This is a genomic window from Sporosarcina sp. QA0331 (assembly GCF_055808055.1).
Genome location: NZ_CM147850.1, coordinates 1,759,324 through 1,774,283, shown reverse-complemented (window position 1 = coordinate 1,774,283; position 14,960 = coordinate 1,759,324). Strand labels below are relative to the sequence as shown.

Here is a 14,960-nt window from a genome sequence, read left to right as displayed (position 1 = left end):
GATTGTTTTGGGCAATTCAACTATTATTTCATATGATACGGGGTTGACAATAAGCTGATTGGCTGTCTACTTAACATATTCTATTTGACTGATTCCTTCTCCGATGATTACAAGTCTCGGATCCATTTTCACATACTCAGGAAGCCAATTGACCATTCCATAAGCATATTGGAAAAGGAAAGGATTTGATACCCCTTTAACAGGTACATAACCTTTCATTCGATACACTGTGTCCGGCAATGATTTTACCCATTCCTCAAATTCATCCTTATCGACAGGTTTATCAAATGTAATTAATTTAGACTCCAAAGGAAGATTCCGTCCAGAAATAATCGCTTCCCGTGATGGGCTTGTAACATTATTGAGCATTTTTTCGATATAAGAAAAATCGATATGAGCATTCCGAGTTTGAATAATAGAAGCTGTATTATTAAAATTCGAAAGCTCCATCGATACTGTCGCCAACTCGGACTCTGACAATAAATCGATTTTATTCACCAATAAAATATGGGCATGTCTAATTTGTTCCATGAACAGCGAACGTATTTGAGGGGACATTTTATCCCTTTCTAACCACCGTTTAGCGTCTGCTACGGTTACAATTCCTTTAATCTTCAACTGATCGGCAAATAAAGGTGAATACACGGCGTCCAACGCTTCTACGGGATGAGCTGCACCCGTTGTTTCTATTAAAATGATATCGATATTCTCGTTCTCTTCGAGCAATCCTTGCAACTGTGCTTCTGTTTTTTCTGAACCTGTGCAGCAAATGCACCCATTCAATAGTTCTTTCAACGGAATGTCTTTTTCCTTGCCTACTGTATCCGAATCGATAGAAATGGAGCCAAACTCGTTCATAAGAATTGCCGGCTTTCTCCCTTGTTCTTTCAATTGGGAGACAAGATTCAATAATAGCGACGTTTTCCCGCTGCCTAAAAAACCGCTTAATAAATATACATCAATCATAAGTAACCCTCATTTGTATATGAAAAACGCCCAATCGCGGACGAATGGACGCTTTCCAATCATTTTTTAACCTGTTCCAATAAAACTTCTTTCGCTTTGAGCAACTGTGGATCGTCTTCATGGATTTTATTTCTTAGTTCTTTCATTAATCCATACGTCGTATCACCGACAAGAATGCCATCCTCTTTTAAGGACAATGCCTTCTGAAGCTCTACAACAGCTGTCTCTGTCGTTTGATCATACAATCCATCAATTTCACCTGGTTCATAACCGAGAGCACTTAACATCTCCTCTGCGGTTTTGATTGCAGGTGATACCATTCCCTCTTTCATTTCCAATGACGGATCAAGGAATGGAAGCATGGCGTATGAAGGATACGGTACTTCGATGTCTGGTTCGATCCCTTTTTCATGTATCCAATTTCCGTCTGGCGTCAACCATTTGGCTGTTGTCAGCTTCAAATTGGAGCCATCCGGTAAGTCCTTAGGTGTTTGTACCGTCCCTTTCCCATATGTCTTAATACCGATGAGCGGAACGTTTGCAGATTCTTTTAATGCCCCTGCCAAAATTTCAGAAGCGGATGCGCTTCCATCATCGATAATGAGAGTGACAGGAACTGTTACTTTTCTTCCGTCAGATGCAACATACACTTCAGGATTGCTTCCTTTACCTTCATATTGGAATAGGTTTTTATCCTTTTCAACGAAGAGGTCTGAAATATCGATAGCCGTATTCAACATGCCGCCAGGATTTTGACGGACGTCCATGATAAGACCTTCCATGCCCTGTTCTTCCATTTCATCCAAGGCAGCCAATAGCTCTTCGTACGTATGCTCAGAAAAGCTTGTAATATGGATATGTGCAATGTTGTTATCGAGCATTTCTGCATACACCGTTTCGATTGGAATGACGTCTCTTTCGATTTTTACGTCAAATGGCTCTCCCGCTTCGCCTCGGCGTACTGAAAGAGTGACCGTCGTCCCTTTTTTGCCGCGGATAAGAAGGACAGCTTCTGAAGAAGACATTCCTTGGATGCTCTTGCCGTCTACGGCGATGATCAAATCATTCGGCAGTAGGCCAGCACGTTCTGCAGGTGAATTCTTTATCGGTGAAACAACATTGATATACCCATTCAATTCCTGGATTTCTGCACCGATCCCTTCAAAGCTTGAAGAGATGCTTTCATTTAATTGACGAGCTTCCTTTTCATTCAAATAATCCGAAAAAGGGTCGCCGAGTGCTTCGATCATTCCGTTGATGGCACCATCGATCACTACTGATTCGTCAATATCGTTATAATACGTTTTCTTCATTTCATCGTAAGCTTCATATAGCTTTTTGAATTCCTTGCGCTCAGCTGAGGTGTTTTGAGGACTGACCACTTCTACGACCTTATCCTCTCCAGTTGTCAACGCAAAAAAGGTCACCGCCGCCGTCGCAAGAACGAGGCCGAATATGAGCATGACTAACGAGAACGGTTTCATTCGTATATAACGTTTCGCCGGCGGTTCATAGCTTGTTTCAGCTTCTTGGCCGCCGTTTTTCTCTTTTTCGTCCATCCCATTCCCCACTTTCTTTCCCGATATACCGGTTTATTCAAAAAAAGACCGCCGTTGATGCAGCGAGCGGTCCTCCGATGCACTATTATTGAATTGCAGCATCAAGTGCGACGACGATCATGTCATTGAATGTCGTTTGGCGTTCTTCGGCAGTAGTCACTTCTCCAGTTAAAATGTGGTCACTTACCGTCAATACTGATAGTGCCTGTCTTCCGAATTTTGCAGCTAATGTGTAAAGAGCTGCCGTTTCCATTTCAACAGCTAATACTCCGTATTGCGCAAGCTTTTCATGCTCTGCATGCTCATTGTAGAAGAAGTCTTCTGTGAAAACGTTACCCACTTTCAAATGAAGTCCTTTTTCCAAACCAGCATTATAAGCTTTTAGCAATAAATCGAAATCTGCTGTTGGTGCATAGTCGACGCCATTGAAAAACGTACGGTTGATCGGTGAATTCGTAGTAGCACTTTGAGCAATAATGACGTCACGAACTTTTACGTCTTTTTGAATTGCCCCGCAAGTACCTACACGGATTAATTTCTGTACATCGTATTCTTGCATTAGCTCATTGATGTAAATGGAGATGGATGGAACGCCCATGCCTGTTCCTTGAACAGAGATGCGTTTCCCTTTATACGTTCCTGTGTATCCGAACATATTTCTCACTTCGTTATACTGCGTTACATCTTCCAAAAATGTTTCTGCGATATATTTTGCACGCAGCGGGTCTCCTGGTAGAAGGATCGTGTCTGCGATATCGCCTTTTTTCGCATTAATATGTATGCTCAAATTTATCCGCCTCACTTTCAAATTTCTTTTCTAATCATACAGTTATTCCACAGTTTATGCAATGGAGATGGTGCTTCAAACCTATTGGAAACGGTCTTTGTACATTTCAAATAATTCATCAAATACTACACTCGGCATTTCGGGATCCGCTTTCTCCTCCAAATAGCGTGACAGCGGGTCGAAGCCTTTTTCATCTTTCGGGAAACTATGATCATTGAACATTGCCTCCGCGAATGTAGATTTTGGATCACCTTTCTTCCCCCCACGGAAAGATAAGACAAATTGATAAAAAGAACGATCCATCTTTTACCTCCTATCAGGCTTCAAACAAATAGGAATACTTGCCATAGCCTTCTTCTTCGAGTTTGTCTGCCGGGATGAAGCGCAATGCTGCGGAATTTATGCAATAGCGAAGTCCAGCCGGCCCTGGACCATCTGGAAACACATGTCCCAAATGGGAGTCAGCTGTTTTGCTGCGCACTTCCGTCCTGCGCATGCCATGGCTTGCATCAAAATGTTCTGTCACTTCTTCACTTTCGATCGGCTTCGTGAAGCTTGGCCATCCGCATCCTGCATCGTATTTGTCTTTGGAGCTGAATAACGGCTTCCCTGAGACGATATCGACATAGATCCCCTCTTCATAATGACCGTCAAATTCATTGTTGAATGGCGGTTCTGTTCCATTTTGCTGTGTTACATAGAATTGCATATCGTTCAACTTATTTCGAAGATCTTCTTTCATGCTTTGTCACCCCAGTTTTCATATTTGAATCGCTCGCGTCCCGACCCGACCGAATACCGTTCGTAATGTGCAGGGTTTTTCATGTAATAATTTTGATGCCCTTCTTCTGCAGGATAAAACGGTTTGGCAGGTAGTATGTCTGTTTGGATTGGTTTATCGAATTTTCCCGAAGTATCAAGCTCTTGTTTTGATTTTAGAGCGAGTTGCTGCTGTTCCGGAGAATGGGTGAAAATCGCAGTTTGATACGATTCACCACGATCGAAGAATTGTCCTCCGGCGTCCGTCGGATCAATCTGTCTCCAAAAAATAGTGAGCAGTTCATCATACGAAATAACATCATCATCGAAAGTGATTTGAACGGCTTCACGATGTCCAGTCGTATTCGTACAAACGAGCTCATACGATGGATTTTCGACATCTCCTCCTGTATAACCAGAGACAACGGATAACACACCCTCATATCGATCGAAAGGTTTCACCATGCACCAAAAACATCCTCCGGCAAATGTCGCTTTTTGAATTGCCAAAAATACCCCTCCTCATTTAGAATGCACAGGGCGCCCGAAGCTGGACTTTAATCAGTTGGTATTGTCACTTCCAGCTCAATATTATCATTCACAAGATCGACTGATTTAGCCCTCACTTGTAAATCGCCTGCAATTTCAAGCTCCGATAAGTGGATGAATATCTCTTCCTCTTTCGGTCTTACAATCATCCATGGCGGCAACTTCACCGAGTCTCGTAATACACTTAACACTGTTGACGGCGGAAGTTCCAATTCGCCAATCTCCATAGAAGTCTGTTTCAGCATTAAGTTTCCATCCTCCAGAACAACCGGATCAAAATGCATCATGAGTGGAAATGTAATTCCGAATGCTGTCAATTCTGAATTAAGCCTGACGTCATCATTTATCTGCATCGTAACAGGAAGCTTTTCTCCCTTCATCGCTTTCCGGATGTAATTATTCGCAAGCGCCTCCAAATCATTCCGAGTCGCTTTGACACTCAGCACGCTGCCATTCGGCGTGTATTGACTGGCTGGAGGAAGCGGGTCCGAATCCCCCGGACTTTCAAGAAAAATCACTAGCGCAATAATAGCGGATGCTATTAGTCCGGCAAGGACGAAAAATGCTATTTTCCAAATATTCACCAACGGTCACCTCTACATATCCAATTTTCCATCCGATAATTCCGTCAAACCGCATTGATCGATTTTTTCAATAAAGCGATTTGCCATCGATTCATATCCTTTCGCATTTGGATGAAAAAAATCGGAGTGGTATACCATGTTTTCATTACTTATAAACAAGTCGACGACAGGGACAAAACATGCCTTTCCGTCCATGATCGTCTGAATTTCAATCGCTTCATTCCAATCATCGATGACCGTTTCGAATTCATTCGCTTCATGAGTAACGATTGACAACGGATTGTATAATCCCGAGACGACTATGACGGCATCCCCATTCAATCCGCGTATCATCTTAAATATCTCATCAAGCCGATTTTCAAACTTACCTAACTCGGCATAAAAAGGCTTAGCGGTCAAATTAAAAAGATTTGCTTTCACAACTTTCATTATGTCATTCCCGCCGATTGTCATATAGATGACATCTGCCTTTTTGATCTCTTCCTGGATATCCTTTTTTTCCAATTGATCGATTAATTGATCGCTTCGCCTTCCTCTTTTGGCCAAGTTTTTAGATTCAATCTCTTCGACGCCTTTCCAATCATTCATCGCTAATGCAACGCGTCCGAAATACCCATCCCTCTTATATTCATCTCCCACCCCTTGGGTCAGTGAATCCCCAAGACCGATGACAGTGACCTTTTCAGGAACGAAATAATCCGGGACATTAAAATCCGAAAATGCAACGCCCTCTCTTTCAGAGAAAGCAGAGGTATTTGAAACGTCTATCTCCTGACACCCGGTTAAAACGAATGAGAAGACGATGATTAGGAAAATTCTTCTCATAAACACAGTTCCCCTTTTATTTGTTATTGAACCGTCCAATTCTACAATCAGTCCGTATAATACATGAAACCGATTGCTCCTTCACCTGTATGCGTACTAATAATTGGCGAAGTGAAGGAGAATTTAACATCTTTCAAACCGGATTCCTCTATTAATTGTAGTAGCGGTTCAGCCATTGCCATACCATTTGCGTGCGATATTCCGATTGAACGGATAATTTTGCCGGCAGTCTCTTCCTTGAAAGCCTTGAATAAGTGTGAAACGACTTGTTTATGGCTCCGCGCTTTGGCAACCGGTGTGTAAACTCCTTCTTGCAAAGTTGCAATCGGTTTGATATTCAATAAAGAACCGATCAATGCCTTCCCTTTACCAATGCGGCCGCCTTTCACAAGGTTATCTAACATATCTACGACAACGAATAATGTTGTGTTTTTGCGTACGTCAGCCAATCGACTTGTTATCTCATCCACATTTTTCCCGCCTTTAGCCATTTTGGCAGCTTCTACAACTTGGAACGTCAACGCATGGGAAATAAACATAGAATCAATGACAGTCACTTTCGAGTCCGTCATTTCAGCTGCGGCTTCAGCTGATTTTACAGTGCCGCTCATTCCGCCGGTCATATGGATGGAAATGATTTCGCTTCCGTCTTCACCGAGACGATCATATAATTCTTTGAAAACGCCTGCAGCAGGCTGTGAGCTTTTCGGGAGCTCATTGCTACCTTTCATCTTTTCGATGAATGATTCTGGTTGAATATCGATTCCATCCGTATACGTATTGCCGTCAATATGGATTGTTAGCGGAACAACATGAATATCATATTGATCAGTATAGTTTTCGATTAAATCCGCTGTGGAATCTGTAACGATATGAATTTTTTTCAAAAATAGCACTTCCTTTATAATATTGGCGGCGGTTAATGTATGTTAGAATTGTAAATGCAAGGAGGTTTGCGTATGTCCGAAGCATTTGATTATAAAAATTCACGAGAGGAACTTTGGAATGCCATCACACACGGCATTGGATTTGCATTAAGCATTCCAGCGCTTGTCTTCCTCATCATCGAGGGAACTAATCATGGCAGTGCAACCGCAGTCGTCAGCTTCACCATTTTTGGAGCTTCGATGGTTCTTTTATTCCTAATGAGCACGCTTTTACATAGCATGCCAGCAAAACTAAAAAAATTGTTTTCCGTTTTTGATCATTCGGCTATCTATGTCCTTATCGCAGGGACATATACACCATTTTTATTAGTGACGATAAAAGGAGCCCTCGGCTGGTCACTTTTTGGCGTCATCTGGGGGCTAGCCATCCTCGGGATACTTTTCAAAGTGTTTTTCATCCATAAATATGAAGCTGTTTCACTAGTCTTCTATATTGTAATGGGATGGCTGATCATTTCCGCCATCAAACCGTTATACACCAATTTGCCGATCGAAGGCTTCGCATTATTAGTGATCGGCGGAATCCTATACACGTTCGGCTCGATTTTCTATGCATGGAGAAAGATCCCTTTCAACCACGCAATTTGGCATATTTTCGTCATTGCCGGCAGTGCATCTATGTTTTTCAGCGTCCTCCTTTATGTGTGAGGACGCTTTTTCGTTTTCCTTGTCAGGCATTCGAAACCCTATCGAATACTAAATAAGAATAAGGGACGCCATCTTCTGTATAATGATCTTCCGATTCAGATGTAAGCTTCCAGCTCTCATCATGTTCGGGGAAAAACGTGTCCCCCTCATATTCTTTCCGAATGATCGTTATGTAAAGACGATTAGCAATATCCATTGACAAATTGAATATTTCGGAACCGCCAATGATTACAACTTCATCGGAATACTCTTTCCCTCGTTCAATCGCCTGTTGCAGATCATGGAACACTTCTACTCCTGCAGCTTCATAATCTTCGTTTCGTGTAACTACTATATTCAATCGACCCGGCAAAGGGCGACCGATTGATTCGAATGTTTTTCTACCCATGATTATAGCTTTACCCATCGTTACTTTTTTAAAATATTTCAGCTCTTCCGGGATATGCCATGGCATTTTATTATCGATTCCGATCACTCGGTTCAAGTCATATGCTACAAGTAAAGAAATCAAAAGATCACCCTCTTTTCATTTTAAAAAGCTTCATACAGTTGCTTTCCGTTCCAGGCGGACGCTTTCCGCGGGCATGGCTTCAATCTCCTCGTCGCTTCGCGCCTGCGGGGCTTTCAGCTCATGCTTTTCCCGCAGGAGTCGCCGCCTTGCACTTCAATCAACTAGAACAAATCATTTTTTCATCTATGGACTTCAGTTTCCTTACTCTTTTTCTTTATACAGCAATCGGTGCTTTTATTTTCGGATACGGGTCATAACCTTCAACTGTAATATCCTCGTAGGTTAATTCAAAAATGGATTTTCCGTCGGTATTCATTTTCAATGTAGGTAATTGTTTCGGTGTTCTTGATAATTGTTCCTTCACTTGCTCTACGTGATTCAAATAAATATGTGCATCCCCTAGCGTATGGACAAATTCGCCAACTTCTAAATTGCATTCATGTGCAATTAAATGGACAAGCAATGCGTAAGAAGCAATATTGAAAGGAACTCCAAGGAAAACATCAGCACTTCTTTGGTAAAGTTGGCACGATAACTTACCGTCCGCTACATAAAATTGAAACAATGCGTGGCATGGTGGCAAAGCCATATCATTCACTTCGGATGGATTCCAGGCTGTGACAATATGTCTACGGGAATCTGGATTCCGTTTAAGACCTTCAATCAACTGTTCAATTTGATCGATGACGCCGTCTCCTGAACTCCACGATCTCCACTGTTTGCCGTAGATCGGCCCTAGATCACCGTATTTCGCAGCAAACTCGTCATCTTCTACTATGCGCTTCTTATATATTGCCATTTCCTCTTTATATGTACGTTCAAACTCTTCATCTTGAAGACTGCGACGACCGAAATCCGTCATGTCCGGCCCATCATATTCGTCACTTTTCACCCAACGTTCAAAGCCCCATTCATCCCATATCGGATTGCGGTCATTGATCAATGTCCGGAGCGAAGTGTCTCCCTTTAGAAACCATAATAATTCCGAAGTGATCAATCGAAATGCCGTTTTCTTTGTCGTCATCAATGGGAATCCTTCTTGGAGATCGTATCTCATTTGATACCCAAAAACGCTTATTGTTCCAGTCCCAGTTCTATCTTCTTTAACAGTTCCATGTTCAAGAATATGGGAGCATAAATCCAAATATTGTTTCATGATCGAATCCTCCTTGTGCTTACTTGTCAGTATAGCAAAAACTGAAAGCAATTTCGCCTAGCGGTCATCGCATATTCATTATTATTGTGTACTAGCCAGTTAAAACATGGAATTTCAGCATCCATAAAAGTGAAAAAAAGCCGCCGAAACGGTTTTGTCTTATGACAACCATTTCGGCGGCGTGTTTTTCGATCAAAATTTGATGCTGTTTTTAATATCAGAAATTTTAATATCTTACAACAGCTATACATCAAGATTGCATTGGACATCTCGAAAATCCATTTTTCGTATTTAAGTATATCTTAGAGTATTGATTTGGGGTACAGGTTAAATTGATCGCTTATTTAAGAATCATAAGGTGTTTTTTAGAAAGAGGAGGCATAAGCCTCTCTTTATTGAATTTCTTTATTTAATGTAATTTAGGCTGACAACCGGAGCCAGCTGACATGAAATCAAGTGAGGTCATTTGCGGAATTTTATCATGAAAGTCCTGTACTTTTTTGTAGGTTGGATTTCGATTGTGTTCGTTTTGATCTTCAAGTTGTCGATTTCTTGCTCTGTTTCACTTGTTGCTATTTTGACCTCGGAAATGTCAGATTGTAACCGATCGAATTTTTCACAAAGCTGCGTCAAGTTTGTCTTGATTTCACATTATCCAGCCCTATATCCGTCATTACCTTTACGTATTCACTTTCTAGCACAATTAGATTCACCCCTTTTTAGCAAAAGAAAAAGAACGCCCCATGATTTGGACGTCCTACAAAATTAATACTATTTCTCTTCATACTTACTGATTTGCATTGTGGGATTTATTATTTTTCAGTTGCTGTATTACCCATTGCAATAGAAATTCTATTCCAACTGTTGATTTGATTGATAAGTAGAACAAGGTCTACATATTGTCTTTCATCATAATGTTCAAGTACTCGTTGATAAAGCTCATCTGGCACACGTTTTGTCGGGATTAAAGTGACGTACTCTGTCAACTCAAGAGCTACTTTTTCCTCATCTGAATAAAATGTACACTCTCTCCAAGCACTAATACAATATAAACGTTGTTCCGTTTCTCCCATTTTTCTAGCATCTGCCGTATGCATATTAATACAATATGCACAACCATTTATTTGAGAAGCACGAATTTTTATAAGTTCACGAAGTTTACGATCTATTCCAGTAGTTTTCGTATACTTTTCCATTTCCATCATAATTTTAATTGCTTCTGGTGCTACATTGTAATAATCAATTCGTTGCTTCATTTTTAATTACCCCCTTGAAAAAGTTAGTTAACTCTGTATTTTAATACTTTTCCCTTTAATCAAATGGTCTCTGTTTTTTCTACTTTAGAATGACTGTGAGTTAATATAACCTACTAACTCTTTTTCAGCTGATTTTATTATTTCTTCCTTGTCGTTAGTAAAAATGTCTAGGCCTTGAGCACGTATTAATTTCATTTGGTTAATTCCCATCATGTGCAGTACACCACGCATATATTGTGGTGCAATATCTAAATTTACATACCGGTAATTCGTTTCATATTCACTTCCACTCGTGAGGATAAATGTGACCTTGGTAGTTTCGTCTGACATTAATCCAACTGAACCAGTTTCAGTGTATTTGAATGTTTCTCTTGCTGTTAGAATATTATCAAGATAGTCCTTAAACTTTGAAGGGACATTCCAATTATGCAATGGCATATAAATATAAATATAGTCTGCTGACTTCCATTGTTTAATTAATTTATACTGTGCTTCATGATTTTTTAATTGTTCAGCAGACATTTCTTTAGGATTAGTAAAATTTAAAGAGTCAGCGGTAAGTTGCGGAATTAAATTATTTGGATTGTAAACATTTAATACTTCGATTGTTCCATGACCATTTAATTTTTCTTGTAAAGTTTTTAATCCAACATCCGCTAAACGGTTTGCTGCTCTTTTATGATTGTTGTAATCAGGATGAGCCATTAACTGTAAAATATTCATTGTTCCACCTCTATTAGTTTGATTAATTTTATAGTCCTCTTTAATAGGCTTTAATTAAGGACTAAGTTAATCAACGATTAATATTGTCTATAATATACACTGCAATTATTTTTGTCAATTGAAGAAATTTACCAAAGAGAGATGTCATTTATTTGACTAGTACTCCAAATCCTCCTAAGATACAATTGATATCCCTTAATCAAAAGTAGGTGAAGTTACATGCAATATAGTGTCGGAGTAGAATATGCTTTACATTGTCTAGTTTATTTAATTGATATTCCTTCAAAGGAAAGTATTGGGATAAAGGAGTTAGCAGAATTCCAAGGACTTTCTGAGACATTTCTTTCAAAAGTCTTCGGTAAATTATCAAAGGCAGGTATTGTTAGTTCAGTTCCTGGAGTAAAGGGTGGTTATAAACTTGCTAAATCTCCAGAAGATATTTCCTTTTGGGATGTAGTTGAAGCAGTTGAAGGACCTAAGCCTATTTTTCAATGTAAAAATATTAAAGATAATGGCTATTTGTATCGAGAAGGCTGCTGTTCAGCTCCCTCTTTTTGTACTATCAATTTAGTTATGCTCTCTGCGGAAGAAAAAATGCGTGATGATTTACGAAGTAAAAAACTTTCATGGCTAAATGAAGAACTTAGTCGTGTCTTACCTAAACAAATACGTGAAGATACACGGAAATTTTTTTCTAAGAGCAACATATAAACAAGTCTCTCTAAATTCCTTATTAAGGAATTTAGAGAGACTTGTTTTCGTTCAAGAAATATTCTTTCGATTAATAGCGAATTACATCACTCCTCAACTAACCGTTAGCTGAATAAGAAAGATGAACAGTAGGGTCCGATTATGCAGCTTCGTTTCGATGTCGTCACCGATTTCAGTGAATTTCTTGACGACTTCATCTCGTAGATTCGAAAGATTTGGCACGTCTTTGTATTGATAAACACCGCCTATGACCGCTGTAAACCACGTTTTTACTACGATACTCTTTTCATTAAACATATTATTCAACCTCCACATTTGTATTATTGTCCAAAATGCCAGTAACAACGTCGTGCAAATAAAAAAGAGCCGGAACATCTTGTAATGTCACCGACCCTTGATTGATTTTACGTACCCATGCTTGTACTACTATTGAGTTTTCATTAAACATTATTCACGCCTCCTTGCATCGCAATCGCCATCGTAAGTTCCAGAATAGCAGCATCTAAATCGCTACGTCGAGAAAGATTTGATGACTAGCAGTTTAATATGAGCTGACAAAAGAGGCTTTAGTGTCCTGAAGATATCCTCTTACCGGTAATCCTTATGGATGTTTATGCAATAAAAAACGCCCGTCTTTTTGACGAGCGTTCCAATATTTTCAGGACAACCATTTCGGCGGTGTGTTTTTCGACCAATAAATATCTCCAAGTGAATGATGGACAGTAAATCCGTCCTCGGCAGTATGGTAATGGAAGTTATAGAAATAACCGTCCAACGGCCTTTTTTCCGTTCTTACATGAAATCGAATCAAATCTTTATCATTCTCTGCGTCGGATACGTGAAACATTTTCTCTGCGTAGTCACCGGAAGGGTATTCAGTAATGGAGAGCATTCTATTCTCAAGTCCTCCAGTAGAAGCTACTGTATCTTGAATAACTTCTTCAATTTTCGGGAAAATAGTGCTATCAAACTCATTTTGAATGACTGGTCCTATTCTCGATCCGAATTTCAAGTATGCCAATTCCTTGGCGGGATTCAAAAGAGAATCCTCAATCGATAAGGACGGTTCAAATGATTCACGTTCAAAAATGGAATCCTCTAACCCTAATTGTAAATCATGTTTGGAGGTCGTTGGAAGGTTAGCTTCCCTCGTATCATCTTTCGGCTGTAGGTTCGTCCATATTTCATGGTTCGGCGAAATGACGCCAAGTGTAAGTACCGCAACGAGTGCAATGAAAATATTCTGTAAATATTTCTTCATTAGGCCACCTGCTTTTTATGTAGTTAATATTTTTATTGTAATAGTTTGCTATATTGTTTATTCGTTAATTGTCGTTGTCTTTCCTAATATTACGAAAAGGGCTTGAAAAGGTTTCATATTTCCTAAATTCATTGTACAATAAAACTGAACTTAATTGTGAGGTTTTATGAAGGAGGTTTTATAAATGAACGTAGAATTACTTATGGGAATTGGTTTACTCGTACTCGTCCTTTATTTAAGCTCATTAAATTTTACAAACTGATACAAAAAGTCGTCCACCCCGCTACGGAATGGACGACTTTTTCATTTCGACAAGAACCCAAAATGGAATTTAGTGTTTGGTCTAACTTTTCGTTGCATGGCAAATTGGGTGAAAACTTCCGAATCAAATCGATCTTTCACGACAACGCGTCTTTTGCATACTCGGAACGCTTCCTCGATCCACTTTTCTGTCAAGGAAGTATGTACACCTGCTTGACGAAGAGGTTTGAAATTCGATGATTCTTCGATCGGTGCTTGAAACATCGGATCAATGTATACAACATCCCAAGAGTTATCCGGTTGATTCGCCAGAAACTCAATCGCTTCCGATGGAATGACTTCAATTTTCTGCATGGATGTTTCCAATGCCTCAAAATTGGCTGGAAACTGTTGAAGGCCTGTTTTCACTAAAAAAGCTACAGTAGGATCCGCTTCTACACCTACACACTTCCCTTCTTCACCTATTATATAGGAAGCAACAATGCTATCCGATGCCAAGCCGAGTGTACAGTCAAGGAATGTATCACCTTTTGTTAACGCACTAGCCTCAACGAGTGGATCTGTTTCACCCTTTAAAATACGCTTTAAACGAAAAGCTCCTGAATTCGGATGAAAAAATAACGGTTGCTCCATTCCTATCCGGTACAGTTCATAACGTTCTTTACCTGCTACAAGGACATCGGCTGAATATTCACGTTGCATAAGTGAAACTGAACGCTTCTTCCTTTCCACAATCGGAAAACCGAGTTCCCTGCTAGCAATCGCAGCCAATTCATGAGTGATTGGATCAGGTCTACCTGCAGTTGTGATGATTGTCTTATTTTGCACAAACTTGTTCAAGAACGCCGCTCAGATGATCTTTGATTTGTTCCATTTCAAAATTCTCGATCTGTTCTCTTGGAATGAAATAGGCAAGTGAACCATCTTTCCAAACAGCGATGGAAGGAGAGCTAGGAGGGACTTCAGGGAAATAGCTTCTCATTGTTTCTGTCGCTTCTTTATCTTGTCCAGCAAACACTGTAAATAGATGATCTGGTTTGTATTCAGATGAATTCAATGCTTCTCTGACCGCTGGACGAGCAAGTCCTGCTGCACAGCCGCAAACCGAATTGATGACAACTAAAGCCGTGCCATCCACGGATTTCATCGTTTCCTCCACCTCTTCAGCTGTTGTCAGCTCTGTGAAACCTGAGTGAACAAGTTCTTCTCTCATCGGCTTAACGATACTTTTCATATACTCATCATATGCATTCATATTCCTTTCCCCTTTCACAATTCAATACTATCGGTATCATTCTACAATGAATGCTTTGTAATTTCATGCTTTTGATATGAGTTTTTAATATAAGTTAACATAATATTATTATTTAAAATATATATTTTGTGTATTACTAAGAAAAACAAAACATCAGCAAATGCAAGGAAACACATTTTGCTGATGTTTATTATCATTCCAT

General features: G+C 39.8%; 20 protein-coding genes. 2 read left to right on the top strand and 18 right to left on the bottom strand.

Annotation, left to right across the window (positions count from 1 at the left end; all coding sequences use genetic code 11):
* Positions 1-66: 66 nt before the first annotated feature.
* From AC0L13_RS08705 to AC0L13_RS08665, 9 genes are all read right to left on the bottom strand, one after another.
* The gene (locus AC0L13_RS08705; protein WP_473645972.1) at positions 67-966 is read right to left on the bottom strand and encodes a CobW family GTP-binding protein; all 900 of its coding nucleotides are present in this window, start codon (positions 964-966) and stop codon (positions 67-69) included.
* A gap of 59 nt (positions 967-1,025) precedes the next feature.
* The gene (locus AC0L13_RS08700) at positions 1,026-2,525 is read right to left on the bottom strand and encodes a lmo1851 family serine protease (RefSeq protein ID WP_473645969.1); all 1,500 of its coding nucleotides are present in this window, start codon (positions 2,523-2,525) and stop codon (positions 1,026-1,028) included.
* An 85-nt stretch (positions 2,526-2,610) separates the two neighbouring features.
* The gene (deoD, locus tag AC0L13_RS08695) at positions 2,611-3,312 is read right to left on the bottom strand and encodes a purine-nucleoside phosphorylase (protein WP_473645965.1); all 702 of its coding nucleotides are present in this window, start codon (positions 3,310-3,312) and stop codon (positions 2,611-2,613) included.
* A gap of 81 nt (positions 3,313-3,393) precedes the next feature.
* Entirely contained in the window at positions 3,394-3,615 is a 222-nt protein-coding gene (locus AC0L13_RS08690; RefSeq protein ID WP_473645961.1) for a YozE family protein, read from the bottom strand.
* 13 nt (positions 3,616-3,628) lie between these two features.
* On the bottom strand, positions 3,629-4,054 hold the full coding sequence (gene msrB, locus AC0L13_RS08685) for a peptide-methionine (R)-S-oxide reductase MsrB (RefSeq protein ID WP_473645958.1): 426 nt from the start codon (positions 4,052-4,054) through the stop codon (positions 3,629-3,631).
* Positions 4,051-4,581, bottom strand: coding sequence for a peptide-methionine (S)-S-oxide reductase MsrA (gene msrA / locus AC0L13_RS08680; protein WP_473645955.1), 531 nt, complete (start codon positions 4,579-4,581; stop codon positions 4,051-4,053). Before msrA ends, msrB begins: the two co-directional genes overlap by 4 nt.
* A gap of 47 nt (positions 4,582-4,628) precedes the next feature.
* On the bottom strand, positions 4,629-5,204 hold the full coding sequence (locus AC0L13_RS08675) for a YpmS family protein (protein ID WP_473646921.1): 576 nt from the start codon (positions 5,202-5,204) through the stop codon (positions 4,629-4,631).
* A gap of 12 nt (positions 5,205-5,216) precedes the next feature.
* Complete coding sequence (locus AC0L13_RS08670; RefSeq protein WP_473645953.1) at positions 5,217-6,029, bottom strand: GDSL-type esterase/lipase family protein; 813 nt, start codon at positions 6,027-6,029, stop codon at positions 5,217-5,219.
* Between the two features lie 47 nt (positions 6,030-6,076).
* Entirely contained in the window at positions 6,077-6,916 is an 840-nt protein-coding gene (locus AC0L13_RS08665) for a DegV family protein (RefSeq protein ID WP_473645951.1), read from the bottom strand.
* Positions 6,917-6,988: 72 nt separating this feature from the next.
* Here AC0L13_RS08665 and trhA point away from each other — a divergent pair, with 72 nt between their 5' ends.
* Complete coding sequence (gene trhA / locus AC0L13_RS08660; protein ID WP_473645948.1) at positions 6,989-7,624, top strand: PAQR family membrane homeostasis protein TrhA; 636 nt, start codon at positions 6,989-6,991, stop codon at positions 7,622-7,624.
* Between the two features lie 22 nt (positions 7,625-7,646).
* On the opposite strand, the gene AC0L13_RS08655 is transcribed toward trhA, so the two are convergent.
* The 4 genes from AC0L13_RS08655 to AC0L13_RS08640 all read right to left on the bottom strand — a co-directional run bounded on the left by AC0L13_RS08655 (position 7,647) and on the right by AC0L13_RS08640 (position 11,270).
* Complete coding sequence (locus AC0L13_RS08655; RefSeq protein ID WP_473645945.1) at positions 7,647-8,135, bottom strand: dihydrofolate reductase; 489 nt, start codon at positions 8,133-8,135, stop codon at positions 7,647-7,649.
* Positions 8,136-8,349: 214 nt separating this feature from the next.
* On the bottom strand, positions 8,350-9,291 hold the full coding sequence (locus AC0L13_RS08650; RefSeq protein ID WP_473645943.1) for a thymidylate synthase: 942 nt from the start codon (positions 9,289-9,291) through the stop codon (positions 8,350-8,352).
* Positions 9,292-10,103: 812 nt separating this feature from the next.
* A complete protein-coding gene (locus tag AC0L13_RS08645; RefSeq protein ID WP_473645941.1) occupies positions 10,104-10,547 on the bottom strand; it encodes a carboxymuconolactone decarboxylase family protein in 444 nt (147 codons plus the stop codon).
* Between the two features lie 84 nt (positions 10,548-10,631).
* Positions 10,632-11,270, bottom strand: coding sequence for an FMN-dependent NADH-azoreductase (locus AC0L13_RS08640; protein ID WP_473645938.1), 639 nt, complete (start codon positions 11,268-11,270; stop codon positions 10,632-10,634).
* Positions 11,271-11,489: 219 nt separating this feature from the next.
* On the opposite strand from AC0L13_RS08640, the gene AC0L13_RS08635 reads away from it, so the two are divergent.
* A complete protein-coding gene (locus tag AC0L13_RS08635; protein ID WP_473645934.1) occupies positions 11,490-11,981 on the top strand; it encodes an Rrf2 family transcriptional regulator in 492 nt (163 codons plus the stop codon).
* A 93-nt stretch (positions 11,982-12,074) separates the two neighbouring features.
* Here AC0L13_RS08635 and AC0L13_RS08630 read toward each other — a convergent pair whose 3' ends face one another.
* The 5 genes from AC0L13_RS08630 to AC0L13_RS08610 form a co-directional block, all read right to left on the bottom strand.
* Positions 12,075-12,278 (bottom strand): hypothetical protein, encoded by a 204-nt coding sequence (locus tag AC0L13_RS08630; RefSeq protein ID WP_473645931.1) that lies wholly within the window; start codon positions 12,276-12,278, stop codon positions 12,075-12,077.
* Between the two features lies 1 nt (position 12,279).
* Positions 12,280-12,429, bottom strand: coding sequence for a hypothetical protein (locus tag AC0L13_RS08625; protein ID WP_473645929.1), 150 nt, complete (start codon positions 12,427-12,429; stop codon positions 12,280-12,282).
* Between the two features lie 210 nt (positions 12,430-12,639).
* Positions 12,640-13,242: a YpjP family protein gene (locus AC0L13_RS08620; RefSeq protein WP_473645927.1), complete on the bottom strand. Its 603-nt coding sequence runs from the start codon at positions 13,240-13,242 to the stop codon at positions 12,640-12,642.
* Positions 13,243-13,545: 303 nt separating this feature from the next.
* On the bottom strand, positions 13,546-14,343 hold the full coding sequence (locus AC0L13_RS08615) for a class I SAM-dependent methyltransferase (RefSeq protein ID WP_473645925.1): 798 nt from the start codon (positions 14,341-14,343) through the stop codon (positions 13,546-13,548).
* A complete protein-coding gene (locus tag AC0L13_RS08610) occupies positions 14,321-14,758 on the bottom strand; it encodes a BrxA/BrxB family bacilliredoxin (RefSeq protein ID WP_473645923.1) in 438 nt (145 codons plus the stop codon). Before AC0L13_RS08610 ends, AC0L13_RS08615 begins: the two co-directional genes overlap by 23 nt.
* Positions 14,759-14,960 lie beyond the last annotated feature (202 nt).